Consider the following 26,145-nt stretch of genomic DNA (forward strand, 5'->3'; position numbering starts at 1 on the left):
ATAAATTGCAGTCATAGTGGAGATACCTCATGGAATACAACACTTCAGAACTTTGTAACTTATATGCAGATTCAGTCGATGTGTTAGAACCAATGCTCAGCAACTACGGTGGTCGTAGCTCTTTTGGTGGTAGCGTTGTTACGATCAAATGTTTCGAGTCTAATGGCCTTATAAGCGAAATGGTTGAAAAAGATGGTACAGGAAAAGTGTTGGTCGTTGATGGCGGGGGTTCTAGCCGTCGTGCGTTAATAGATATTTACATTGCAGAAACGGCACTAAAGAATAATTGGGAAGGTATTATCTGTTATGGCAGTGTACGAGATGTGGATGCGCTTGAAGATCTTGAGCTTGGTATTCAAGCTTTAGTATCAATTCCTGTTGGCGCTGATGACACCGATGTGGGTGAAATCGATGTGGCGATTAATTTTGCTGGTGTTACCATTTTACCCGATGATCATATTTATGCCGATAACACTGGGGTTATTTTATCCGCCGACCCATTAGATATCGACTAAAACGTAAAAGCGCAAATTCGATTAATTTGCGCTTTTAAACCCCGTTTCCAGCAAACGTCTGTTAACGACGTTTTATCGAATAACCTCACCTTTTTTATACAAAGCACGTAACGGGTTGGCACCAAATTGGTAACAAAGTTGGGCCGGTTGCTCAATATTCCACAAGGCAATATCGGCGTCCATTCCTACCGCTAGCTCGCCTACTTTATGCTCAATACCCAAAGCCCTTGCGGCATGACATGTGACGCCAGCTATCGCTTCTGTAGGTGTTAATCGAAAGAGTGTACACGCCATATTAAGCATCAGCTGAATTGAGTGAATGGGTGACGTACCGGGATTTGCATCCGTGGCGATTGCCATACGCACATTATGGTCACGCAATTGTTGGATTGGTGGTAGCTTGGTCTCTCGAAGAAAATAAAAAGCACCGGGTAACAAAACCGCAACCATGCCCGTAGCTTGCATCGCTTTAATCCCCTGTTCAGACAGGTATTCAAGGTGATCGCTCGATAACGCTTGGTAGTTCGCAGCTAATGCACTGGCGCCTAAATCCGACAATTGCTCAGCATGGACTTTCACTGGCAGTTGATGCGCTTTGGCGGCGGCAAAAACACGTTCAGTTTGGTCTAAGGTAAAACCAATGTTTTCACAAAAGACATCGACGGCATCCGCTAAATTCGCGTCTTTTATCGCCGGGATCATTTTTTCGCAAACCAAAGAAATATAGTCATCGGCTCGGTCTTTGTATTCTGGCGGTAAAGCGTGCGCGCCTAAAAAGGTGTTATAGACATCAATCCCTGAACACTCATTGAGCTTTCGTGCGACCTTTAGCATCTTAATTTCGCTATCTAAATCAAGACCATAACCTGATTTAATCTCGATACTGGTTACCCCTTCATTTATGAGGGCATTAAGTCTTGGCTTGGCACTGGCCAAAAGGCTATCTTCGGACGCTGCTCTTGTCGCTTTAACCGACGACACAATGCCACCACCTTGCGCCGCAATGTCTTCATAGCTCGCGCCCTCTAGGCGCATTTCAAATTCTGTAGCACGATGAGAGCCATAAACCAAATGGGTATGACAATCGATAAAACCAGGGGTTAACCATTGGCCTTTACAATCAATGACCTCGACACTTTGTTGACAAAAATCAGGTAAGGTTTGTTGATTGCCTATCCAAGCGATTTTGCCGCCACTAATAGCTAGGGCACCATCTTCAATGGCCGCATAAGAAGTACCACCTTGTGTCATGGTCGCGATATTGGCATTAATAAAGACACGTTGCCAATGAGCAGGGTTCTGATCCATCTGAGTTTCCGATTATGACTTATTTGGCGGTATTTTAGATGAAGTTCCCCTGTCAATAAAGCCATATATTGGCATAATGGCTTGTCAAAACAGCTCTTATTCGCTTTTATGGGTAATGATTTATCTGCCCTTTTTCCATCATTATGATCAGGTTTTGAGCAAGCAGTGATGACAGCGAAACCAATATAGATTACATTCTATTAGATTTTACTCAATCAAATGGAGGACTGCAGTGGTTGTGTTACAAAAAACGATGGAAAGAAGTCGTTTATATCAAATCGACAAATACGGTGTTAAAAATTATAACTATGGGGTCTTGGCGCTCTTTTCCTTTATGATTTATGCCGTATTAAATTTAAGTCTTGGATATTTTACTTTTTTAGCTGAAACCAGCGTCACTGGCTCCCCAGTGCAAAGCTACGAAGATGGCGTATGGTTAATGGTTATGTCGTCCACCACCATTGGATTTGGTGATGTCTACCCTATTACCAGAGCGGGTCGTATTTTAGTGTTTACGATGTTTGTGCTAGGGGTCGGGATTCTTGGTGGGGTTGGTGCCGTATTTGCCAACAAGATATTTGGCTTTGCTGATACCAACATTAAAAACCGTGAGCTAAGAAAACAAAATAATGACATTTACCACAAGTTAATTGAGTTAGAAAAAAGGCTTAATGCGACTCAGACCGAGCATGAGCAAGAGCAGTCGCTAAAACAGCAGTCCATAGACAAAGAATAAAAAAGGAGCTCGCTTTAACTCGCTCCTTTTTCGTACTACGTGTTTAAGTTATTGCTTAATTTAACACCTTAAATTAAGCTCTTAAACACGAGGTTAGCGGATTAAGCTAAACCCTGATTTTTTTACTTGTTCCGAGCTTGCACCGATAAACAATTCAAACTCTCCCACTTCGACGGTTTCTTTATAATCACGACCAATAAAGCTTAGCTTGTCTTTGGTGATGGTAAAGCTGACGGTTTTTCGCTCACCTGGCTCTAGCTCAACAATCGTAAAATCTTTCAGTAACTTAACCGGTTGAGTTACTGAAGCAACCTTGTCATGCAAGTACATTTGAACCACTTCACGTCCCGCAACTTTTCCCGTATTGGTCACGTCAATGCTTGCCGTTATACTAGCGTCCATCGCCATGGTATTGCTGCTTAAACGAATATCAGAGTATTGGTAATTGGTATAACTTAAACCATAGCCAAATGGGTATAATGGCTCATGCTGTACGTCTCTGTACGTTGTTGAGTATCTATCTTCAGTCACCCCCGAAATAAATGGGTGACTGGTTTTCTTATAGCTATAGAAAATAGGCACCTGGCCTTGGTGATAAGGAAAGGTTACCGGTAACTTACCCTGTGGATTAAACTTACCTGATAATATTTCAGCTACGGCTGTACCACCCGTTGTACCAGGCATCCAAGCCATTAGCATCGCATCCGAGTGTTTTTCAACCTCGGTTAACACATAAGGGCGCCCCGCAACAATCACGGTCACAATAGGTTTACCGCTTGCTGCCACGGCAGCTAATAACTCTTCTTGTAAACCTGGTAAGTGTAAAGAAGCGGTACCACCACCTTCACCACTCATCCAATATTGCTCGCCTAACACCATCACCACAACATCGGCTTGTTCGGCCGCTTTGACAGCTGATGGTATAAGATCAGCGCCCACTTTTTTAAACCGTTCGATACTTACACCTTCGGCAAAACTTAATTCGGCTTTGTCACCAAACTCTGCTTGTAAGCCATCCCAAATGGTCACAACTTCTTCGGCACGACCAAGACCAGGCCACCAACCAATTAAGTCACGATCGGCTTTAACAAAAGGCCCAATAACCGCTACTTTCTTGCCTTCTACTTGCAGTGGCAACAATTGTTGTTGATTTTTTAATAGCACCATACTTTTTAGTGCAATGTCTTTCGTTGCTGCGATATTTTGCTCAGACAACAGTTCTTGTTGTTCAAGCTTAGGGTCAAATCGACCAAACGGATCATCTAACAGACCCGCTTTTTGTTTTAGTCGCAATACTTGACGTACAGCGTCATCCACAACCTGCTCTGACAGCTTACCTTCACGAACTAATTTAGGTAGCAATTCAACATAATTTTTAGACTGCATGTCCATATGAATGTCGTTGTTAATGGCAACAACGGTTGCTTCTTCATCGCTTGCGGTCACCCCAATTTCGGTCATATTCGGAATGGTTTCCCAATCCGTCATGATCAGGCCTTTAAAACCAAGCTCTTTTTGCAGTACATCTTGTACAAGGTATTCATTCGCCGTTAAGGGCACCCCATCGTGTGCGGTATAAGCGACCATGACCGCTGCAACATCGGCATCGACAGCCGCTTTAAACGGTGGTAAATGGACCTCTCTTAACTCACGTTCACTGACATCAATAATGTTATAGTCGCGCCCACCTAATGCCGCCCCATAACCGGCAAAGTGCTTCACCGTACTTAAAATGTTTTGTTTTTCACTACCCGATTGTTGAAAGCCCTTTACCCTTGCAGCAGCAACCAAACCACCTAAATACGGATCTTCACCTGCGGCTTCTAAAATACGTCCCCAACGCGGATCCCGACTCATATCTACCATAGGTGCATAGGTTAACTGAATACCACCAGCGGCGGCTTCACGAGCGGCAATGGCAGCAGAATTTCGAATGGCTTTTAAGTCCCAACTTGCCGCTTCGGCTAATGGAATTGGGGCAATGGTGCGATAGCCATGAATCACATCTTCTTGGAATAAAATAGGTAAGCCAGATGATGACTGTTCAACCGCGATTTGTTGTAATTTAAGGTTTTGTGCAGCACCATTTGATTTTAAAACACTGCCGATTTTACCTTGTCTTATTTGCTCATAGTGCTCTTCGGTGATCTCACCACCAAAGTCGACCAGGTTAAGTTGCCCTGCTTTTTGCTCTAAGGTTAATTTACTTAAAATCGCTTCGATTTGTGCTGCCCCATCATCAGCGTGTACGCCTTGGCTACAAGACACGGTTATCAATGCCGATAAGGCAAGCTTCTTGACCGATTTACCAATCATATTGGTTCCTTATAAATTTTTTGATTTTAATGCTGTAATACATTGTTGCATAACGACAGCCATCTTCTAAGAAGGCGATAAATTATGCTAGGAGATTACGTTTGATGCGGTAAAATTTGCGATAAAATGGAATCGGTTTTTGTCAATTTATGAATTTGATTCCCTGTGCAATGCCATGCCCTTAGGCCAACTTTTACCCTTTAATAATCGAATCAGATAAAATATACCACAAACATTGGTTCATTCGAGCCCAAACACAGCTAAGACTAAAAAGTTGCAAAGCTTGTATATACAGGTAAAATAAATCCAAATTGTATATACAAGTTGATGACGCGCTTTTTAATCATCTCTCGCTCATTTTTTGAGGCTTTATGGCACAACCTAAATTCAACCAAATCAAACAGCATATTCGCGCTCAAATAGAATTGGGGCATTGGCTTGAAAATCATAAAGTGCCGTCAGAAAACGAGCTTGCTAGTGAGTTCGACGTTTCTAGAATGACCGCAAGACGCGCATTACAAGAGTTAACGGACGAAGGGGTTTTAAACCGCTCACAAGGTTCGGGTACCTTTGTCGCAAACTTTAAATCTCAATCATCCTTATTAGAGATCAGAAACATTAAAGAGGAAGTTGAGCAAGCCGGCCATCAGTATTCGGCCAAGCAACTTCGACTAAGTGAAGAGGTAGCAGACTCGGTTATCGCCGCCCAGCTTGAACAAGATCCCGGAAGCACAGTGTTTTTATCTGAGGTGTTGCATTTTCAAAATCATCTGCCCATTCAACTCGAGCAACGCTACGTTAATCCTCATCTAGTGCCCTTGTATATTGAACAAGACTTTTCAACGATAACGCCACACGAATACTTAACCGAAGAAGCGCCGCTTACAGAAGCAAAGCATCAGGTTGAGGCGATTATGGTTGACGACACCATTCAACAGTTACTGGCGATAGACGCCGGTCAACCGTGTTTACGAGTAAAAAGACATACCTGGTCACGAGCTGGGGTTGTCAGTTTTGCCATATTAACGGCACCAGGCGATCGCTATCGCTTGGGCAGCCATTTAAAATTTTAAAAAGTTAGGAGAACAGTGTGACGTTTAAATATGGTATTGATCGTCTCAATCTTGATATTGTAAACGGCATCGCCGACGGTAGTATTAAAACCGAACTTTGTCAGCAAGCTTTAGATAAAATCAACACAAGCCGACAAAATGTCGAGAAAATGGCAAATTCCAATAAAGCCGTTTATGGCATAAATACCGGCTTTGGCCCTTTGTGTGACACCCAAATTTCACCGGCAGAAACCCATTTATTACAAAAGAACTTACTCATAACGCATGCTGTTGGTGTAGGTGAGCCTATTGCCAAAGCCATTTCAAAGCTGATGTTAATCACCAAAGTTCATGCACTTAGTCAGGGCTTTTCAGGCATTCGCTTAGAGGTTATCGAGCGTATGCTGACCTTTATTGAGCTCGACTTAATTCCCGTGGTACCTGAACAAGGTTCGGTTGGCGCATCAGGCGATTTAGCACCATTGTCACACTTGTTTTTACCGCTTATTGGTGAAGGTGAATTTTGGCATGGTGACGATAAAATTGCTGCCGCCACGGCGCTAAGCCAACATGGTTTACCGCCACTTGAACTGCATGCGAAAGAAGGTTTGGCCTTAATTAATGGTACTCAGTTCATTTTGTCTCATGCGATCACCGCATTAACGAAGATGCGTTACTTGCTTGACCTTGCTGATGTTGCTGGTGCGATGAGTATCGAAGGGATGCAAGGTAGCCAATCACCATTTCGTCAAGAATTACACAACACTCGAGCCTTTGTTGGTAACTTAGAAGTCGCATCTAGAATGCGCCGCTTGTTTAAAGACTCACAGAATATGAGCGATCATGAAGAATGTGATCGTGTTCAAGACCCATATTCGTTGCGTTGTATTCCACAAGTGCATGGTGCCTCACGTAATGCGTATTATCACTTACTTGAGTTGGTTGAAATCGAGATGAACTCGGTCACTGACAACCCTATTATCATTAGTAGCGAAGAAGCAATCTCTGGCGGTAGCTTTCACGGTCAACCGTTAGCCATGGTCTTAGATTATGCGTCTATTGCCGCCGCTGAGTTAGGTAACATTGCCGATAGACGTTGCTATTTATTATTAGAAGGTATGCATGGTTTACCGCGTTTGTTAACCACTTCAGGTGGCTTAAATTCCGGTATGATGATCCCACAATACGCAACCGCCGCTTTGGTTACTGAAAACAAATCTCTGTGTTTTCCACCGTCTGCCGACAGTGTGCCGACGTCTATGGGACAAGAAGATCATGTTTCAATGGGCAGTATTTCTGGTCGTAAGTTAAACCAAATCTTAGGTAACTTAGATAAGATTTTTGCCATTGAGCTTATGTACGCAGCCCAAGCGCTGGAGTTTCGACGTCCAAACACCTGTTCTGATTTAATTGAGCAAAACTTTGCTTTGATCAGAACCCGTGTGGCCAAACTTGAAGAAGACAGACTGTTAAAACCAGACATTGATGCAATGATTGATTTGGTTAAATCACAGGCGTTCACCGTAAGTTTTGAGCATTAATCAAGGAGTGACAATAATGACCACTATAAGCGATTTTCAACAACAAATTATCCAAGGTATCCCAACTCAACTGCCTTTGGCTAAGCCATATCCAGCCGATGCAAATCGTGCCCCAAAGCGCAAAGACATCCTGAGCTCAGAAGAAAAACAATTGGCCATTCGCAATGCTTTACGTTACTTCCCTAAAGAATGGCATGAAGAATTAGCGCCAGAATTTGCTCAAGAGCTTAAAGATTTTGGTCGCATTTACATGTACCGTTTTAAGCCGAGCTATGCCTTAAAAGCACGTTCGATAGCGGACTACCCAGCAAAATGCCAACAAGCGGCGGCCATTATGCTGATGATTGACAATAACCTTGACCCAGCTGTCGCCCAGCATCCAGAAGAGCTTATCACTTACGGTGGTAATGGGGCTGTCTTTCAAAATTGGGCACAATATTTACTGACCATGAAATATTTAAGTGAGATGGAAGAAGATCAAACCCTACACTTATATTCGGGTCACCCAATGGGCTTGTTCCCATCCTCTAAAGATGCCCCGCGCGTTGTGGTCACCAACGGTATGATGATCCCGAACTACTCAAAACCGGATGATTGGGAAAAGTTTAATGCCTTAGGTGTTACCCAATACGGTCAAATGACCGCCGGCTCATTTATGTATATCGGTCCACAAGGTATCGTCCATGGCACCACTATTACAGTAATGAATGCATTTCGTAAAGTGTTAAACAAAGGTGAAACACCAAAAGGCAAAGTCTTTCTTACCGCGGGTCTAGGTGGCATGAGTGGTGCACAACCTAAAGCAGGTAATATTGCCAACTGTATTACCGTATGTGCAGAGGTTAACCCAAAAGCAGCAACCAAACGTCACCAGCAAGGTTGGGTAGACGAATTGATTGATAACATGGAAACTTTGGTTGCCCGAGTAAAAGCCGCGATCGCAAATGAAGAAGTCGTATCGATTGCTTATATTGGTAACATTGTTGATGTCTGGGAGTCTTTTGATGAACAGAATATTTTTGTACATTTGGGCTCAGATCAAACCTCATTACACAACCCATGGTCAGGCGGTTACTACCCTGTAGGGATCAGTTATGAAGAATCAAATCGTTTGATTCGCGAACAACCCGAAGTGTTTAAAGACAAAGTTCAGCAAACCTTAAGGCGCCACGCGGCAGCGGTGAATAGACATACGGCCAAAGGCACGTATTTCTTTGATTACGGTAACGCCTTTTTACTCGAAGCATCTCGCGCAGGCGGTGAGGTAATGGCAGAAAACGGTATTGATTTTAAATACCCATCATACGTGCAAGATATTCTTGGACCTATGTGCTTTGACTATGGCTTTGGCCCATTTCGTTGGGTATGTACATCGGGCAAACCAGAAGATTTGGATAAAACCGATGCGATAGCTGCCGAGGTACTTAAACAAATCATGGCGGAATCTCCGGCTGAAATCCAACAGCAAATGCAAGACAACATTACTTGGATTTTAGATGCCAAACAAAACAAATTGGTGGTTGGTTCACAAGCGCGTATTCTTTATGCTGACGCGCAAGGCCGTATGGAAATTGCCAAAGCATTTAACGATGCTATTAACCGTGGCGACATTGGGCCTGTCGTTTTAGGTCGTGACCATCATGATGTAAGTGGTACCGATTCACCATTTCGTGAAACCTCAAACATCTACGATGGCAGTCGCTTTACCTCAGACATGGCCATTCATAATGTGATTGGTGACAGCTTCCGCGGAGCGACATGGGTATCGATTCATAACGGTGGTGGTGTTGGTTGGGGTGAAGTCACCAATGGTGGCTTTGGCATGGTGCTTGACGGTAGTGCTGATGCCCAGCGCCGACTGCAATCTATGCTCTTATTTGATGTTAATAACGGTATTGCTCGTCGCAGTTGGGCCCGTAATGAAGAAGCTAACTTTGCGATTAAGCGGGAAATGCAAAGAACCCCAAAACTGAAGGTGACTTTAGCCAACTTAGTCGATAACGAGTTGCTTAACAAACTGTCATTATAACGAAACTCGCTGTTTTGCTAGATCTTAACTAGCGGTTGGGCGTAGCACGCAAGCCGCTTTAAAAATTAAAACTCTAAGTGTTTTCACTTAGAGTTTTTTATTTTAAAAAATCTGTTGCCATCTCTTATTGTGATCTTTACCAACATTTTTATCAACAAGACCCGCCACTGACGCCCACAGGTGACAGTAGTAGGCTTTTTTACTTCGCTAAAACCTTAATAAACCCCGTATTCATCTGCACTTTAGGGCCAAGCCTTTAAGGTCAACAAAAACCAGCCTCCCATTAATCAACTGAATTATTTAGCTTTTTAGCCAAAATAAAGGTGGATTTTTGCTTTGACATATTATGTCTTGTTTGCTACGGTGAATGATGATTATTTAAACAATGACAATAACCACATTGTGTTGCCCTAGTTTGGCTCAGCCCTTATCGCAGCAATCGCCACCATTATTAGGAGTTAGATTATGGAGTTTTTTAGCAATGCACCATTAGTTTGGGCTTCTGTAGGGGTATTTTTAATGCTCGCCGAATTATTAATTCCTGGCGGTATAGTGGTGTTCTTAGGTATATCAGCATTACTCGTTGCAGGCGCCTTGCAGCTTGGCTTAATTGACAGTCAAATAAATGCCTTTTCGTTATTTTTTATCAGCTCGCTTATTTTATTGTTAATGTTTCGAAAACTTGGCCAGCAGATGGTAGGTGGTGACAGCCACATTGATAATACCGACGAAGAACTCGACGTCTTTGGTCAACAGGTTGAAGTTATTGAGACCATAGGCCCTGGCAATAAAAAGGGCCGGATCCGCTTTCAAGGCACAGAATGGACAGCACTAGGAGATGGTAATGTGCTGGAAAAAGGCAGCACGGTACAAATTGTTTGTCGAGATAACATTTCTTATGTTGTTGAAAAAATATCTCCTCCAACGCCCGATTAGGTAAAGGGTGTTGAGGCTTGGCCAAATAAAAATATTTATTAATCTACAAAGCATTTAGCGTTACTAAGGAGAGTCATGTGTTAGCCGTATTAACCATTATTATTTTAGGCATATTATTTATTGTCTATAAATTAATTTTAATTGTCGAAATGCGTGAGGTGTGCGTCATTGAACGACTAGGAAAATTTCGTGCCGTGATGGAACCTGGGTTTCATTTTTTGATCCCATTTTTTGATCGCGTTGCATATCGCCATGATACGCGAGAGCAGGTGTTAGATATTCCAGCTCAAAGCTGTATCTCTAAGGATAATATTCAAATAGATGTTGATGGCTTGGTTTACATTAAAGTAATGGACGGCGCTAAAGCCAGTTACGGTATTGAAGATTATCGTCGTGCCAGCGTTAACTTAGCACAAACCACCATGCGTTCTGAAATTGGTAAACTCGACTTAAGCCAAACATTTTCAGAGCGCGACGCGCTTAATGAAACCATCGTTCGAGAGATTGACAAAGCCTCCGACCCTTGGGGCATTAAAGTACTTCGATACGAAGTCAAAAATATCACGCCATCGGTCGAAGTTATTCATACCTTAGAAAAGCAAATGGAGGCTGAGCGCCAAAAAAGAGCTGAAATTACCCTAGCCAACGCCGCTCGTGATTCGATGATTAATTTATCCGAGGGTGAACGCCAAGAAGCAATTAACTTGTCGGAAGGTGATAAACAACGGCAAATCAATGAAGCCGAAGGTCGTGCAAAGGAAATTGAAATTATTGCTGAGGCTACCGCTCAAGGGATGAAACTGATTGCTGATGCGGCCAAAAAGCCTTGTGGCGATGACGCCATTAGAATGCGCTTAATGAATGAATTTATCCAACAAGCCGGTGAGGTTATTGATAAAGCCGATGTGTCGGTGCTACCGAGCGAAATCGCCAAGCTTGAAGGATTTTTTGACGGCATGGATAAAGTTACCAGCAGTGTACAGGGAGCAAAATAATGGACTTTTTAAATCAATATAACCCTATGGATCTTTTTGTCTTCTTTGTATGGGGGAGCATATTTTTAATTTTTATTACCAAGCTATTTCAGTCTATTTGTTTGGTTCCAACCAAGTCGGCTTATGTCGTTGAACGGTTGGGCAAATATCATAAAACCCTCGATGCTGGTTTTCATGCCCTCTTCCCATTTATCGACCGAGTTGCTTATGTACAAGATTTAAAAGAAGAAACCATTGATGTACCACCACAAGAATGTTTTTCAAAAGACGAAGTCAACGTAGAAGTTGATGGGGTTATCTATATCTCGGTGACCGAACCCATTCGAGCCAGCTATGGCATAGTAAATTATCGTTTTGCGGCGATGCAACTGGCTCAAACCACCACCCGCTCAGTTATTGGCACTTTGGATTTAGATCGAACATTTGAAGAGCGTGATTTGATCAGCGCCAAAGTAGTGGAAGTATTAGATAAAGCCGGAGAAGCATGGGGGATTAGAGTACATCGTTATGAAATCAAGAACATCACCCCACCGCAAACTGTCAGGTTAGCGATGGAAATGCAGGTAAATGCCGAGCGTGAGCGCCGAGCAATTATGGCGAAAAGTGAAGGCGATAAGCAAAGTGTTATTAACCGCAGTGAAGGTTTAAAGCGCGAGATGATTAATATTTCAGAAGGTGAAAAGCAGCGTCGTATTAATGCCGCTGAAGGTAAAGCTGCCGAAATTTTATCTTTGGCGAAAGCGACTTCTGATTCGATCATTAAAGTTGCAGATGTGATTAATCAAGACGGTGGTAAAGAAGCGTTAAATATGCAACTTTCTGAGCAATATTTAAAACAACTCAAAGGCTTGAGTAAAAAAGATCGCAAAATCATATTGCCCGCTAACTTGCTCGACTATCAACAATGGATGAACAACCTTGGCTTAACTACAAACAAATAGGCTGGTACAAAAAAGCGGGTTAATGGTGATTATACTCATTTTGATTAGGGAATGACCATTACCTGCAATCAATAACTTGCCTAAAAACTTTTATTTCTTGCTAAGTGCGCAAAACTTAGTGGGATTGGTATTAAATTGGCCAATAATAAAAAGCAGATTGATTAAATCAATCTGCTTTTTTTATCTCTAAGTTTTAACCAAGCGAGGGTTTTACGAACCTTCTTTTGCGCTTTGTTGTCGAATAAAGTCATACGCTTGTTCGGACAAACACGATTTAGACAAGTATTGCCGACCTTTATTGTCTAAATGCAGTAACAAGCCTTTTTCGGTTGATTCAACATCGCTGATTTGGTGCCACAATAATTGGTTTTGAGAATATGGCGATTTAATCAAAATGCCTTCATCATCAATACGCAACTCAATCATTGAGTTAGAAACCCGCGAAAGCATTTGTCGCGTTACCCACCAAGAGCGAGCAAAGATAATGCTTAACACTTCAATTAACGAAAGAAATATAAAAAAGTTGGCTAAATAAGTGAGCATTCGATCGGCACTTATTTGGTGAATAACCACCCCGATAACAATAAAAATCAGTGGTTTTAACCAGCTTTTGAAATTGCTTTGCTGATTTTTAGACTGGTCAAAGCATTCTTGAAAATGCGGTTTATCAAGTTTAAACGATGTTTCATATACTGGCATTAGATTTAATTCTGCTTATCAAGGTAACGTATGATCTGATTGATCAAATAAAAACACACAACCGAAAAAGCGGCAATGATCATATGGGTCAATATAGTCTCAAATTGCAGGCTCTGTGAAAAGAAAAACCTCGGCCCATCTCGCACCACAATGAATAAATCCAGAACCGTAATATGGAGCCATAAAAGCAGAAACAAAATACCGGCTTTGCTTAGTGTTAAGTTCATACCTCGTTGTTTTTTATTGCTCATAATGACTCAACCACTGGCTTAAATTGGGGTAAAGAAACGAATAACCAAGCGCCTTTAGAATAGGCGCTTGCACACATTTCCCCTGTTGCTCTTGTTGTGCTGAAAATTCCGCTGCAGGGGCTTGTAACGAAGCCATGGCGGCTTGATAAAAGTCTCGGCGTTTAGGATGATCTGGACAAACCGCATTAATAATTTGACACTTTGACGGTAATTGCTGAGCTTGGCTTAGCGCTAAGATCTTAGTGATGACCCCAACCACATCGTCACGATGAATAAAATTAACCACTGATTCTGGGTTTGGAACAGGCCGTCCCGAACTGAAAAAACGCCCTGGATGACGGTTATACCCAATCAACCCACCCAAGCGTAATACAACTTTTGTATCGATATTCGAAGTTAACAGGGTTTGCTCTGCTTGTTGCAAATGCTTGACCTTGCTTGCATTAACATTTAATTCAGTTGATTCATCAACATCCCCTTGCAAGCCATTGTAGACCGCGGTGGAACTTAACAAAATGACGTGTTTAATTTGGCTGTCGGCTTGGGAAAAAATATCGACCAGGTGTTTTATTTTTAGCGCATAGTCACTCTGCCCTTGCTTAAGCTTGGGTGGAATACAAATAACCACACTGTCATTTTGTTTGAGCTTAGCGACTGTATCGACATTTATATTTTCATTGAGCACATCATCGGGTAATTTAAATTGGCAGGCTTGAAAACCCTGCGCTTGCAATTGCGCTTTGCCTGCTGATGTGGTCGCGGTTAATAGCAATGAAAATTGCTGTCGTGGTAACGCCTGCGCTAATGCTTTACCAACCCACCCTGCGCCAATAATCGCTAGACGCGTGCTTTTTAATAAAGGCTTACTCATCAAAAAGTGTTTAACCTCATCAAAGAGGGTATGTGACGCTCTGATCAATTGATACCCTTGCTTTTGATAAAAAGGCAAAGCGATTTCTCTGGCATTAAGCTCCATTTTACTCAAGCCAAGGTCGATGGCATTTTGCTCTAGCGCTTGCAATAGCATTTGACCTAGCCCCAATCCCTGATAATCAGGATCTACAGCCATATACCGCACTTGCCCAACATTTTGCTGCATTTTATGCAAGCGAGCGACCGCGACAACGTCGCCTTTTTCATTGTAAATCATTTTATGAATAGCGTCGTTTTCTAGTTCGTCACGTTCACTGTCTTTGGGCTGTTGCCAAGGCTTACGAAGGACTTGGTATCTGAGTTGATAATACTGCTCAAATTCTGCCGAGGTTTTCGGGCTGGTTAAGGTAAAGTTTGATAAAGACATCTGGATTAAATCTTTAAACGAAAAGTAACGGGACCATCATTGGTCAGAGTAACGTTCATATCTGCGCCAAAAATTCCCGTTGGCGCGCTAAACCCTAGCGCTCTTAATTGTTCGGTAAAATATTGATATAACGAATTACCAAGCTCGGGGTCGGCAGAGCGAGAAAAACTCGGACGCATGCCTCGGGTTGTATCGGCGGCGAGAGTAAATTGAGAAACCACTAAGATGTCACCGCCTGCTTGGCCAACATTTAAGTTCATTTTCCCTTGCTCATCACTAAACATTCGATAGCCCGCAACTCGTTGCGCTAAACGTTTAGCTTTGGCTTCGTTATCCTCGGGTTCAACCGCCAAAAGTACTAAAATACCTTGTTCAATACTGCCTGTTACTTGCCCGTCGACAGTCACGGATGCCGAGCTTACTCTTTGCATTAACGCGATCATAATTTACTGTTTTTGTTTTGAAATAATAAAGTCAGCCATCTTATCTGCGGCTTTACACATGGCGTCAATAATCCCTGCTTCAAAGCCAGAGTGACCGGCTTTAGGAATGATTTGTAATTGCGCATTGTCCCAGTTTTTTGCTAACAACCATGCCTGTTTTAACTGACACACCATATCATATCGACCATGCACTATGTAGGCCGGCAAGTGAGATATTTTGGTCAGGTTATCAATCAGATAGTTAGGCTCTAAAAAGCACTGATGACTAAAATAATGATTTTCTAAGCACGCCATTGCGATCGCTTGATGAGTATCATCCTTTGACTCTAAAGACATATCTTTAACATGCAACGCTGAGATTTTCGACTCCCACAATGACCAAGCTTTAGCTGCCGCCACCCGAGCTATTTCATTATGACCAAACAACAAATGATGATATGCAGGAACAATATCTAAGAACGATTTGTCGTTTAAAGGGTGTAAAAATTCTTGATAGTATTCCGGAAAAACACCGGCAGCGCCTTGCGGACCGTATAACCAGTCTATTTCTTCTTGTGTGCCTAAAAATATGCCTCGTAAAATAAAGCCTAAGACATGATGAGGATAGCGAATGCCATAGGCTAAAGCTAACGTGGTGCCCCAAGAGCCACCCGCAACAAGCCAATGTGAAATAGCAAAATGCTCACGAATTTCTTCAATGTCTTCAACCAAATCCCAAGTTGAATTATTTTCGACACTAGCATGCGGGGTTGATTTACCACAGCCTCGTTGATCGAACACAATAATGCGATATTTTTGTGGGTCAAAATAACGACGATGATCTTCACTACTGCCCCCGCCAGGACCACCATGCAAATAGATGACCGCAATCCCATGGGGGTTACCACTTTCTTCAACGTAAATTTGATGCCCATCTCGTTCAATAAAGGCGGTACTATTAGGGCTTATTTTAGGGTATAAAGGTTGCATTATTGGCCCTCAGTTGAGTGTCCATCTTTGTCTGTAATATTAGCGGTTTTGTTTTTAAAATCATAAAATTCTTTTAAGCAAGCCGTAAACTCCGCACCAATAAATACCACAAGCCAAGACAAATAAACCCAAACAAATAATATCGGTATGGTTGCCAATGCACCGTAAATGGCCTCATAGGAGGGTAAATGAGTAACGTAGGCTGCAAACCCTTTTTTAGCCAGTTCAAATAATAAGGTGGCAAGTACCGCACCAGAAACAGCATATCGTAACTTTACATTGGTATTAGGCACCAACATGTAAAGCACCAAAAAGGCTGCAAATGAAGCTAACATGGGTAATAAATACAACAGCAGTTCATTTATTGTTGTGATCGCCATTCCTGAAAAAGACACCAGCGAGATAAAGTAGGATGTTGCGGCAATACTCACGCCAACTAGCACAGGCCCTAGGGTTAATATCATCCAATACACCGCAAACGAGGTTACTGCTCTGCGGCGTTGATGAATGCGCCAAATACGATTGAGCGACGTATCAACGGCAGAGATCAAAAGCAAAGCCAATAAAAATAAAATGACAATGGCTGTCCCCGACATTTTCGAGGCGTTGGCAACAAAACCATCAAGGTGTTGTTGTATTGATTGCGAAGCCGCTGGGACAAAGTTATTAAAGATGAAATTTTCAATATCTTGCTGTACTTCGCCAAAAATAGGAAAAGCAGAAACGATTGAGAACATCACCATGATAAGGGGGACCAATGACATCAAGGTGACGTAAGATAAATAGCCCGCAGACACTTGTATTTGATCTTGTTTACAACGATGAGCGAAATACTCAGCAAATTCCAACGCTGTTTTTGTGTATGTTTGGCTTTTAACCCATTGATAAATATTCATCTTTTCGCTTAATTTTTGTTTTAATCTGTTCCATTTAACTGCCCAGCGCCATTGTGCTTAGTAGGCGATGGCCTGAGCTTGGGCGAAAAATTGTTGTATAAAATGCTAATGACTTAATTTTTCTTACAATTTAACGCTTTCTTGTATCGTCAATAGTTTATAGAGTATAACTAAATAATACGAGTGTTGAATCTATCCTATATAGGTTCAAACTTAAACTAGCCCAAATTTAAAGGAGAGTGATTATGGCAGGACAAGGTTCCGGTGGGAACGTACTGGCCGCAATATGCAGTTTTTTTATCCCAGGACTCGGCCAACTCGTTCAAGGTCGATTTTTAGCCGCCATTTTATTTTTTATTGCCATGGCCATTTCTTGGGGGTTAACCGTCGTCCTCATTGGTTGGATATTTGTTCCGATTGTATACATCTGGTGTATTATCGATGCAGCCAAATTTAAAGGCAGTGATTAACCGATCACATAGGCCAAAACGACGCCGAATTTAAACAAAAAAACGAGCCAGAAGCTCGTTTTTTTATTGTTGTTAAATTGAGATTTTACACCAGCTTTAACACAGCAACTAACACGGCAGTAAGTAATAAACTGCAATGGATAACGCCTTTAACGCTGGTCATCGGGCCTTGTTTGCCCACAATGGCATTTATTTCAAGTAACGCAATAATACCTAAGCCTACCCACATAGCGACCGAGTTTAACCCCATCCCCCAGCCAAGACCGACCGATGAAAAATGTGGTCCTGCCAACATAAAAAACGCCATCGGGCCAGAGAATAAGGTGTTGGTACGAGATGCCAGCAGTGCTTTACCAGCAGCCTTTGGCGCATCACCTTGTGTCATGCCTAAAGCAATTTTTTGGTTTGGCCAAATGATTAACCAAACATTCAAGAACATCACGGTTCCTAAGGTAGCGCCTAATACGATTGACGCATTCATCGTACCGAGTTTAACTAAACCCACCAATAAAATAAGACCGGTTATAAAAGTTAGCATTGCAGCCCAACGGAACCACCATAGCGCCTCTGGTGCTAAATGTTTTTTTGCATCGGCTAAAGCTTCTGGCGTCGCCTTCTTAAAATAGCCACCTTGAACGAAATTAAAGTAATACAACAAGCCGATCCAGGTAATACCAAACAGTAAATGCCCCCAGCGACTTAAAATAGCTAGAATTTCCATATTTATCCCTTATTGTTTATTGTTATTTTTATTGGTTTAACTAAGCCAATAATGTGTATTTAATTGTGCATGCACTAAACTAACGGCATTGGCATAAATAAGCAACATTTGTTGGTCAAACTTTCTGCGTATTTTCTGTATATATTCAATAACTAAATAAACTAGATATGTTTTGAAAATCCAGTAAAATACAGCCCTAATTTTTAAGTACATACTTGTTGTATGTGCATTATAATGACAAATAAATAAACCATTCTTTATCTCGGAGAAAAACATGGCTATTTCTTTACCTGCATTACCATATGCAATGGACGCATTAGCGCCGCATATTTCACAAGAAACATTAGAATACCACTACGGTAAGCACCACAACACATACGTAGTTAAGTTAAACGGTTTAATTGAAGGTACTGATTTTGCTGACGCTTCTTTAGAAGACATCGTTAAAAACTCTTCAGGCGGTGTTTTCAACAATGCTGCTCAAATCTGGAACCACACATTTTACTGGAACTCTTTAACACCAAACGGTACTGGCGCACCTGTTGGTGAGCTTGCTGCGGCTATTGATGCCCAATTTGGTTCTTTTGCAGAGTTCAAAGCGAAATTCACTGATAGCGCGGTAAACAACTTTGGTTCTAGCTGGACTTGGTTAGTAAAAAATGCCGACGGTAGCCTAGCTATTGTTAACACTTCTAATGCAGCAACGCCATTAACAGAAGAAGGTGTTACGCCTCTTATCACTGTTGATTTGTGGGAACACGCGTACTACATCGATTACCGTAACTTGCGTCCAAACTACATGGAAGCATTTTACGCATTAGCTAACTGGGAATTTGCGAACGCTAACTTCACAGCGTAATCGCCGAAACAGTTACCTAAAAGCGACCTTACGGTCGCTTTTTTTTGGCTCGTTTTCACTGCAATTTTAAAATAAAAATGCCAGCGTGGAGCTGGCATTTTTTTCAGAGTCAAAGTAAGGTTTTAATTACTTTTTGTTGCGTGATTCACGCTTACGATCCGACTCTTTTAGGTACTTCTTACGAATACGAATACTTTCTGGAGTGATTTCTACCAATTCGTCGTCATCAATAAATTCTAAAGCCTGCTCTAGAGTCATCTTGATTGCTGGTGTAAGAACCTGCGCGTCATCTGTACCAGAAGCACGAACGTTGGTTAACTGCTTACCTTTAAGTACGTTTACAGTTAAATCGTTATCACGGCTGTGAATACCAACAACCATACCTTCGTATACTTCAACACCATGACCAATCATTAAACGACCACGATCTTGTAGGTTAAATAAAGCGTTGGTTAATGCTTTACCCGTTGCATTGGCAATCATTACACCATTGATACGTTGACCAATTTCGCCACCTTTGTGTGGACCATACTGTAAGAATGTGTGGTAAATTAGACCAGAACCAGAAGTTAAAGTCATGAATTCTGTTTGGAAACCAATTAAGCCACGGCTTGGCATAATAAAGTCCATACGAATTCGACCTTTACCGTCAGGTGCCATATCGGTTAATTCAGCTTTGCGAAGACCCATCTTTTCCATGATCGCACCTTGATGTTCTTCTTCAACATCAATGGTGACAGTTTCGTATGGTTCTTCTAACTGACCATCGACTTCGCGCATAATTACTTCAGGGCGAGAAACCGCTAATTCGTAACCTTCACGACGCATGTTTTCAATTAAGATACCTAAATGCAATTCACCACGACCTGAAACTTTAAATTTATCAGGATCGTCTAATTGCTCAACACGAAGTGCCACGTTGTGAACCAATTCTTTATCAAGACGTTCTTTGATGTTACGCGAAGTAACATACTTACCTTCTTGACCTGCAAACGGCGACGTGTTCACTTGGAAAGTCATGTTAATAGTTGGTTCGTCTACAGAAAGCGGTGGTAATGCTTCTACTTCGTTTGGACAACAAATGGTGTCTGAAATTTTTAGCTCGCCAAGACCTGTGATCGCAATGATGTCACCCGCTTGTGCTTCTTCAACTTCATGACGCTCTAAACCAAGGTAACCAAATACTTTACCAACTTTGGCGTTATGGATTTTACCATTTGCCGCTTCAACGGTTACTTGCTGATTAGGCTTAACTTGACCACGTGTAATACGGCCAACACCGATAACACCAAGGTATGAGCTGTAATCTAATTGAGACACCTGCATTTGAAATGAGCCGTCAACATCTGCATCTGGTGATGGTACTTGCTCAATGATGGTTTCAAACAATGGCGTCATGTCGCTACCTTCGGTTTCTGCATCTAATGACGCCCAACCGTTAATAGCAGAGGCATAAACAACTTGGAAATCCAATTGATCGTCGGTTGCACCTAAGTTGTCGAATAAGTCGAAAACCTGATCCATAACCCACTCAGGGCGAGCACCTGGCTTGTCGATTTTATTGATAACAACAATTGGTTTTAAGCCTTGAGCAAAAGCTTTTTTGGTCACGAAACGCGTTTGCGGCATTGGACCTTCTTGTGCATCAACAATAAGAAGTACACTGTCAACCATTGACATAACACGCTCAACTTCACCACCAAAATCGGCGTGACCTGGGGTGTCTACGATGTTTACTCGGTAGTCATTCCAGTTGATGGCAGTATTCTTTGCCAGGATGGTAATTCCACGTTCTTTTTCAATATCGTTAGAATCCATTACACGATCATCGATGTCAGTGCGAGCATCTAACGTACCTGATTGTTGTAATAGTTTGTCTACAAGAGTTGTTTTACCGTGGTCAACATGCGCAATGATAGCGATGTTACGTAATTTATCTAACACGTTTCTAGCCCTTCTCAGCCCCTAATAGAGCTGTAAAATTGAGTATAAAATTTTGATCGCGCGTATTATAAACTAATTCGAACAAATAAACCGAAATATTTGTTGTTCGAACTATCCCTCGTCGATGTCATGACGGGTCTGTTTATAATTTTGCGAAAGTCGTTAAATCATGGCAGATATTTAACAATAGACATAGTAAACTGGATGCCAACAGCAAAATAGTTAATAATCCTATGCACTAACTTTGGCTTAATATGGGTTCACTCAACCAGGTTGCACCAACAAAAAACACCTAAGCACCGAAATAGTGCAAAACATGTTGGGTGCAACAAAAAAAATCCATATTATTCAACACTTACAAAGTTGGCATGGTTTTAGCTTAAGAGCCAATAAGAAAAAAATTATACATTTTAATAATAACCTGCAGATATTTCGGAGACCTTCATGTCACAAGCAGTTTTAGATTTAATCCAAGATAACGACGTTAAGTTTGTTGATTTACGTTTTACCGATTCAAAAGGTAAAGAACAACACGTTTCAATTCCTCATCACCAAGTTGATGAAGACTTTTTTGAAAACGGTAAAATGTTTGATGGTTCTTCAATTTCTGGTTGGAAAGGCATTAACGAATCAGACATGGTATTAATGCCTGATCCAGCAACGGCTGTTTTAGACCCATTTACTGAAGAAGTAACTCTTAACTTACGTTGTGACATTCTAGAGCCTTCTACTATGCAAGGTTACAGCCGTGACCCTCGCTCTGTAGCTAAGCGCGCTGAAGAATACTTACGTTCTACAGGTATCGCTGACACTGTGCTTATTGGTCCAGAGCCAGAGTTCTTCGTATTTGATGATGTTAAATTCCACACAGATATGAGTGGTTCTTTCTACAAAATCGACGACAAAGAAGCTAAATGGAACTCAGGTACGAGCTACGAAGAAGGTAACCACGGTCACCGTCCAGGTGTTAAAGGCGGTTACTTCCCAGTTGCTCCAGTAGATTCTTCTCAAGATTTACGTTCTGCAATGTGTCTAGTAATGGAAGAAATGGGCTTAGTTGTTGAAGCGCATCACCACGAAGTTGCAACTGCGGGTCAAAACGAAATCGCTTGTCGTTTCAACACCATGGTTAACAAAGCTGATGAAGTTCAAATTTACAAGTACGTTGTTCACAACGTAGCTCATGCATACGGCAAAACAGCCACATTTATGCCTAAGCCACTTGTAGGCGACAACGGTACTGGTATGCACGTTCACCAATCTCTAAGCAAAGACGGTGTTAACCTATTCTCTGGTGACCTTTACGGCGGTCTTTCTGAAACAGCTCTTTACTACATCGGTGGTATCATCAAGCACGCTAAAGCGTTGAACGCATTCACCAATGCTTCAACTAACTCATACAAGCGTCTTGTGCCAGGTTTCGAAGCACCAGTTATGTTAGCTTACTCAGCTCGTAACCGTTCTGCCTCTATTCGTATCCCAGTAGTACCTTCACCAAAAGCAGCTCGTATCGAAGTACGTTTCCCTGATCCAACAGCAAACCCATACTTAGCATTCTCTGCTCTAATGATGGCAGGTCTTGACGGTATCAAAAACAAGATCCACCCTGGCGATGCTATGGATAAAGATTTATACGACCTTCCTGCAGAAGAAGCGTTGGCAATTCCTCAAGTTGCTTCATCACTAGAAGAAGCTCTTGATGCACTTGCAGCGGATAACGACTTCTTAACAGCCGGTGGTGTTATGGATTTAGACATGATCAATGCCTACATCGAACTTAAACGTGCAGAAGTTGAAACATTAAACTCAACAACACACCCTGTTGAATTTGACATGTACTACAGCGTGTAATCACGGCTAAAAGTCAATCTGAATGAAAACCCGCTTAGGCGGGTTTTTTTATATCTATTCAATAGGTTATTAATAAATAATTTATACTTTTTTATTGTCCAAAACTTGCATAACAAAACCTTATGGACTTAACTGTAAGAGATGCAGTTTAAAAAGTAGACTATTCTTTCTACTCAATGGCTTTAAAGCAAACCTAGAGCAGAAACACATTGTCGAACTTTATCTGAATTGAATAATAATAATTTCCAAAACAAAGGACTTAACAGACATGGCTCGGTTTGTAGTATTAGCTCTGGTTTTCATATCGTTACTGGCACCTGTCGTTACCGCTTCTGAAAAAATTTACGTCTGGCGCAACGCAGCTGGAGACTTAGTGTTTTCTGATAGCCCTAAGCCGGGAGCAGAAGAGATCTCTGAAGAAATTATTATTAAAAACAAACAGACCATCATGTCTTCTGTCGATACCTCTATCTTAGATATAACCCCTAGAGTCATGTCAGAAGAATACCATGTTGAAATTACCCAACCCGAAGACCACTCCACCATTCGTGATAATTCAGGCTCAATTTATATTTCTGGTCGCGTCGCGCCAGTTTTTAAACAAGGCCATAAAGTTCGCCTGCTACTAGACGGCAAACAACATTCCGAACCCCAAACTCGTTCAGTGTTTATTCTTAGAGACGTTGACCGGGGTGAACACAAAATAAAATTAGAGCTTTTAAACAATAAAGGCAAGGTAATTGCATCCTCCGAAGAAAGAACCATTTATTTGCACCGTGCTAGAGTAAACTAACAAAAATTATCTCTTTATAGGTGCAAATGAGGCTGTGATTTTCTAAACTAAAATCACATCGCACCATTTCAGTGCAGTGGAGATAACCTTGCTTTCGACCCTAAACATCACCAACTTAAAAGAAGAGTACGCCAAACAGCTTTCATCACAACTGGTCACCGCCATTGTGGTGCTGGATAGGAACTTATGTATTCAATTTTTAAACTCTTCAGCAGAAGCACTTTTTAGTAAGAGCTTAAACCGTCTATATCAACAACCATTTCTCGACTTGTTTATAGAAAGCAGTATCTCATTTAATCGCTTACAAAATGTATTAAACAATTTCCAAGAGTTTACCGACTCAGAGGTGGTCTTTAAGTTTATCGATCAACATCACATCACTCTGGAAGTAACCGCTTCGGTGGTATTAATAAACAACCAACAATGCATTTTATTAGAGTGCAAGCAGATAGATAATAAAAAACAAATTAGCGCTGAAGCCTTTCAAGAACAACAATGGGTAGCGGCCCGAGATTTAATTAGAGGACTCGCCCATGAAATTAAAAACCCATTAGGTGGGCTAAGAGGGGCTGCGCAATTGTTAGACAAAGAACTGACAAGTGATCAGCAAGAATTTACCTCATTAATTATTGAACAAGCCGATCGGTTAACAAACTTAGTCGATAGACTGTTAGGACCAAATCAATTACCGCAGATGGAGATCGGCAATATTCATCAAGCCATTGAAAAAGTTTTTCAATTGGTGAGTATGGATAACGCCAAAAACATCAAGTTTCAACGCGATTATGATCCATCGATTCCTGATAATCAGTTTGATAGTGAGCAAATGCAGCAAGTCTTACTAAACATCATTAAAAATGCGATTCAAATATTGCCAGAGGGTGGCGAAATAACCCTGCGTACCCGTATTGCCAATCACCAAACCATTAACGGCACGACATGTCGTTCAGCAATCCAAATTTCGGTGATTGATAATGGGCCAGGGATCCCTAAACACATACAAGATACTTTATTTTACCCTATGGTTTCCGGCCGAGAAGGTGGCACAGGCTTGGGCTTGTCAATCGCTCAGACTTTGATCCATCAACATCATGGTAAACTGGCATGTCACAGTGAGTCCGGTCGAACAGAATTTTCTATTTTATTACCTTTACCTAAGAGAACCTCCTAATGAATTGTGAACAAGTATGGATAGTTGACGATGACAGCTCTATTCGCTGGGTGTTAGAAAGAGCAATGCAGGGAGAAAACATCAGTTGTGCCTCTTTTAGCAACGCAGATGATTTACTGGCCGCACTGGATATTGCTCAACCTAGCGTTATTATTTCGGATATTCGCATGCCCAAAATGGATGGCATGACTCTTTTGGGGATTATCGCCAGCAAGTACCCAGAGTTACCGGTCATTATAATGACCGCCCATAGCGACTTAGACAGTGCGGTGAATGCTTATCAAGGTGGGGCTTTTGAATACTTACCCAAGCCTTTTGATATTGACGAAGCGGTAAAATTAACCCAACGTGCATTGACCCATGTCCAAGAACAAAGTGCCCAAAAAACCCAATCTAGTGCGCATATTAGTAATGTCGGGATTATTGGTGAAGCGCCGGCAATGCAAGAAGTCTTTCGCGCCATAGGACGCCTTTCACGCTCTAGTATCAGCGTCTTAATTAACGGTGAATCGGGCACAGGTAAAGAATTAGTGGCTAACGCCCTGCACTCTCATAGCCCAAGAAAAGATGCCGCCTTTATTCCATTGAACATGGCTGCGATCCCTAAAGATTTGATTGAATCAGAGCTCTTTGGACATGAAAAAGGCGCATTTACTGGCGCCAATTCTATTCGTCAAGGCCGATTTGAACAAGCCCATGGTGGTACCCTATTTTTGGACGAAATTGGTGATATGCCATTGGACGTGCAAACTCGATTATTGCGCGTATTAGCCGATGGTCAGTTTTATCGTGTTGGCGGTCATGATCCCATTAAAGTCGATGTTAGGATCATTGCAGCAACGCATCAAAACCTTGAAGAACGTGTACACAAAGGCGAATTTAGGGAAGATTTATTCCACCGTTTAAATGTCATTAGGATTCAGTTACCAAGCTTAAAAAATCGTAAAGAGGACATCCCTCAACTGACCAAACACTTTTTGCAACAAGCGGCTAAAGAACTCGGGGTTGAAACCAAGTCTATATCCAAAGATGCACTGAAATTTATGCAACGTTGTGATTGGCCAGGTAATGTCCGTCAACTTGAAAATATTTGTCGCTATTTAACCGTCATGGCCAGTGGTAAAGAAATTTTGCAAAGCGATTTACCCGATGAATTATCTGATATTACGGTCACGTCTAATGTTGAACACAGTGACTGGAAATTGTCACTGGCCAGTTGGGTTGATGAACAGCTGGCGAAAGGTAATTCCGACATTTTAAGTAATGCTCAAAGAGAATTTGAACAAATTTGCTTGGAACGGGCGTTAAATTATACCCATGGCCATAAACAAGAAGCAGCCAAAAAGTTGGGTTGGGGTCGTAATACCTTAACCAGAAAACTAAAAGAGCTTAATCCGCATTAATTAGGC

The 26,145-nt window shown here is 41.7% G+C and carries 23 protein-coding genes; 14 read left to right on the top strand and 9 right to left on the bottom strand.

The window, feature by feature from the left end; translation table 11 throughout:
* Positions 1 to 29 precede the first annotated feature (29 nt).
* Positions 30 to 515: a ribonuclease E activity regulator RraA gene (gene rraA, locus ACAY00_RS12245; RefSeq protein WP_371374080.1), complete on the top strand. Its 486-nt coding sequence runs from the start codon at positions 30 to 32 to the stop codon at positions 513 to 515.
* A 72-nt stretch (positions 516 to 587) separates the two neighbouring features.
* Here rraA and hutI read toward each other — a convergent pair whose 3' ends face one another.
* Positions 588 to 1,823 (bottom strand): imidazolonepropionase, encoded by a 1,236-nt coding sequence (gene hutI, locus ACAY00_RS12250; RefSeq protein ID WP_371374082.1) that lies wholly within the window; start codon positions 1,821 to 1,823, stop codon positions 588 to 590.
* Positions 1,824 to 2,061: 238 nt separating this feature from the next.
* Here hutI and ACAY00_RS12255 point away from each other — a divergent pair, with 238 nt between their 5' ends.
* Positions 2,062 to 2,559, top strand: a complete 498-nt coding sequence (locus ACAY00_RS12255) for a potassium channel family protein (RefSeq protein ID WP_371374085.1) — start codon at positions 2,062 to 2,064, stop codon at positions 2,557 to 2,559.
* A gap of 93 nt (positions 2,560 to 2,652) precedes the next feature.
* Here the strand turns inward: ACAY00_RS12255 and bglX are convergent, their stop codons facing one another.
* Positions 2,653 to 4,875, bottom strand: coding sequence for a beta-glucosidase BglX (bglX, locus tag ACAY00_RS12260; RefSeq protein WP_371374088.1), 2,223 nt, complete (start codon positions 4,873 to 4,875; stop codon positions 2,653 to 2,655).
* Between the two features lie 371 nt (positions 4,876 to 5,246).
* Between bglX and hutC the strand changes: the two genes are divergently transcribed.
* The 6 genes from hutC to ACAY00_RS12290 all read left to right on the top strand — a co-directional run bounded on the left by hutC (position 5,247) and on the right by ACAY00_RS12290 (position 12,369).
* Entirely contained in the window at positions 5,247 to 5,948 is a 702-nt protein-coding gene (gene hutC / locus ACAY00_RS12265; RefSeq protein ID WP_371374092.1) for a histidine utilization repressor, read from the top strand.
* A gap of 17 nt (positions 5,949 to 5,965) precedes the next feature.
* Positions 5,966 to 7,468, top strand: a complete 1,503-nt coding sequence (gene hutH, locus ACAY00_RS12270; RefSeq protein ID WP_371374094.1) for a histidine ammonia-lyase — start codon at positions 5,966 to 5,968, stop codon at positions 7,466 to 7,468.
* A gap of 16 nt (positions 7,469 to 7,484) precedes the next feature.
* A complete protein-coding gene (locus ACAY00_RS12275; RefSeq protein ID WP_371374096.1) occupies positions 7,485 to 9,497 on the top strand; it encodes a urocanate hydratase in 2,013 nt (670 codons plus the stop codon).
* Between the two features lie 465 nt (positions 9,498 to 9,962).
* On the top strand, positions 9,963 to 10,433 hold the full coding sequence (locus ACAY00_RS12280) for an NfeD family protein (RefSeq protein WP_371374099.1): 471 nt from the start codon (positions 9,963 to 9,965) through the stop codon (positions 10,431 to 10,433).
* Between the two features lie 77 nt (positions 10,434 to 10,510).
* The gene (locus tag ACAY00_RS12285) at positions 10,511 to 11,428 is read left to right on the top strand and encodes an SPFH domain-containing protein (RefSeq protein ID WP_371374103.1); all 918 of its coding nucleotides are present in this window, start codon (positions 10,511 to 10,513) and stop codon (positions 11,426 to 11,428) included.
* The gene (locus ACAY00_RS12290; RefSeq protein ID WP_371374107.1) at positions 11,428 to 12,369 is read left to right on the top strand and encodes an SPFH domain-containing protein; all 942 of its coding nucleotides are present in this window, start codon (positions 11,428 to 11,430) and stop codon (positions 12,367 to 12,369) included. Before ACAY00_RS12285 ends, ACAY00_RS12290 begins: the two co-directional genes overlap by 1 nt.
* A gap of 210 nt (positions 12,370 to 12,579) precedes the next feature.
* Here the strand turns inward: ACAY00_RS12290 and ACAY00_RS12295 are convergent, their stop codons facing one another.
* The 5 genes from ACAY00_RS12295 to ACAY00_RS12315 form a co-directional block, all read right to left on the bottom strand.
* Positions 12,580 to 13,068: a YcxB family protein gene (locus tag ACAY00_RS12295; RefSeq protein WP_371374110.1), complete on the bottom strand. Its 489-nt coding sequence runs from the start codon at positions 13,066 to 13,068 to the stop codon at positions 12,580 to 12,582.
* 240 nt (positions 13,069 to 13,308) lie between these two features.
* Complete coding sequence (locus tag ACAY00_RS12300) at positions 13,309 to 14,619, bottom strand: GNAT family N-acetyltransferase (RefSeq protein ID WP_371374112.1); 1,311 nt, start codon at positions 14,617 to 14,619, stop codon at positions 13,309 to 13,311.
* 5 nt (positions 14,620 to 14,624) lie between these two features.
* The gene (gene dtd, locus ACAY00_RS12305) at positions 14,625 to 15,062 is read right to left on the bottom strand and encodes a D-aminoacyl-tRNA deacylase (RefSeq protein WP_371374115.1); all 438 of its coding nucleotides are present in this window, start codon (positions 15,060 to 15,062) and stop codon (positions 14,625 to 14,627) included.
* A 3-nt stretch (positions 15,063 to 15,065) separates the two neighbouring features.
* The gene (gene pip, locus ACAY00_RS12310) at positions 15,066 to 16,031 is read right to left on the bottom strand and encodes a prolyl aminopeptidase (protein ID WP_371374119.1); all 966 of its coding nucleotides are present in this window, start codon (positions 16,029 to 16,031) and stop codon (positions 15,066 to 15,068) included.
* Positions 16,031 to 16,927, bottom strand: a complete 897-nt coding sequence (locus ACAY00_RS12315; RefSeq protein WP_371374121.1) for a virulence factor BrkB family protein — start codon at positions 16,925 to 16,927, stop codon at positions 16,031 to 16,033. The genes pip and ACAY00_RS12315 overlap by 1 nt, the downstream gene beginning before the upstream one ends.
* A 245-nt stretch (positions 16,928 to 17,172) precedes the next feature.
* Between ACAY00_RS12315 and ACAY00_RS12320 the strand changes: the two genes are divergently transcribed.
* Positions 17,173 to 17,397 carry a hypothetical protein gene (locus ACAY00_RS12320; protein WP_371374125.1) on the top strand — a complete coding sequence of 75 codons (225 nt, stop codon included), beginning with the start codon at positions 17,173 to 17,175 and terminating at the stop codon, positions 17,395 to 17,397.
* A gap of 85 nt (positions 17,398 to 17,482) precedes the next feature.
* Here the strand turns inward: ACAY00_RS12320 and ACAY00_RS12325 are convergent, their stop codons facing one another.
* On the bottom strand, positions 17,483 to 18,118 hold the full coding sequence (locus ACAY00_RS12325; RefSeq protein WP_371374128.1) for a urate hydroxylase PuuD: 636 nt from the start codon (positions 18,116 to 18,118) through the stop codon (positions 17,483 to 17,485).
* Between the two features lie 274 nt (positions 18,119 to 18,392).
* Between ACAY00_RS12325 and ACAY00_RS12330 the strand changes: the two genes are divergently transcribed.
* The gene (locus tag ACAY00_RS12330; RefSeq protein WP_371374131.1) at positions 18,393 to 18,977 is read left to right on the top strand and encodes a Fe-Mn family superoxide dismutase; all 585 of its coding nucleotides are present in this window, start codon (positions 18,393 to 18,395) and stop codon (positions 18,975 to 18,977) included.
* Between the two features lie 126 nt (positions 18,978 to 19,103).
* On the opposite strand, the gene typA is transcribed toward ACAY00_RS12330, so the two are convergent.
* A complete protein-coding gene (gene typA, locus ACAY00_RS12335) occupies positions 19,104 to 20,921 on the bottom strand; it encodes a translational GTPase TypA (protein WP_371374133.1) in 1,818 nt (605 codons plus the stop codon).
* 444 nt (positions 20,922 to 21,365) lie between these two features.
* Here typA and glnA point away from each other — a divergent pair, with 444 nt between their 5' ends.
* The 4 genes from glnA (at position 21,366) to glnG (ending at position 26,139) form a co-directional block, all read left to right on the top strand.
* Positions 21,366 to 22,772 carry a glutamate--ammonia ligase gene (gene glnA, locus ACAY00_RS12340; RefSeq protein WP_371374136.1) on the top strand — a complete coding sequence of 469 codons (1,407 nt, stop codon included), beginning with the start codon at positions 21,366 to 21,368 and terminating at the stop codon, positions 22,770 to 22,772.
* Between the two features lie 268 nt (positions 22,773 to 23,040).
* Positions 23,041 to 23,565: a DUF4124 domain-containing protein gene (locus tag ACAY00_RS12345; RefSeq protein WP_371374139.1), complete on the top strand. Its 525-nt coding sequence runs from the start codon at positions 23,041 to 23,043 to the stop codon at positions 23,563 to 23,565.
* Positions 23,566 to 23,653: 88 nt separating this feature from the next.
* The gene (gene glnL, locus ACAY00_RS12350) at positions 23,654 to 24,736 is read left to right on the top strand and encodes a nitrogen regulation protein NR(II) (RefSeq protein ID WP_371374143.1); all 1,083 of its coding nucleotides are present in this window, start codon (positions 23,654 to 23,656) and stop codon (positions 24,734 to 24,736) included.
* The gene (gene glnG, locus ACAY00_RS12355; protein ID WP_371374146.1) at positions 24,736 to 26,139 is read left to right on the top strand and encodes a nitrogen regulation protein NR(I); all 1,404 of its coding nucleotides are present in this window, start codon (positions 24,736 to 24,738) and stop codon (positions 26,137 to 26,139) included. Before glnL ends, glnG begins: the two co-directional genes overlap by 1 nt.
* Positions 26,140 to 26,145 lie beyond the last annotated feature (6 nt).

The organism is Thalassotalea sp. 273M-4, from assembly GCF_041410465.1.
GTDB lineage: Bacteria > Pseudomonadota > Gammaproteobacteria > Enterobacterales > Alteromonadaceae > Thalassotalea_A > Thalassotalea_A aquiviva.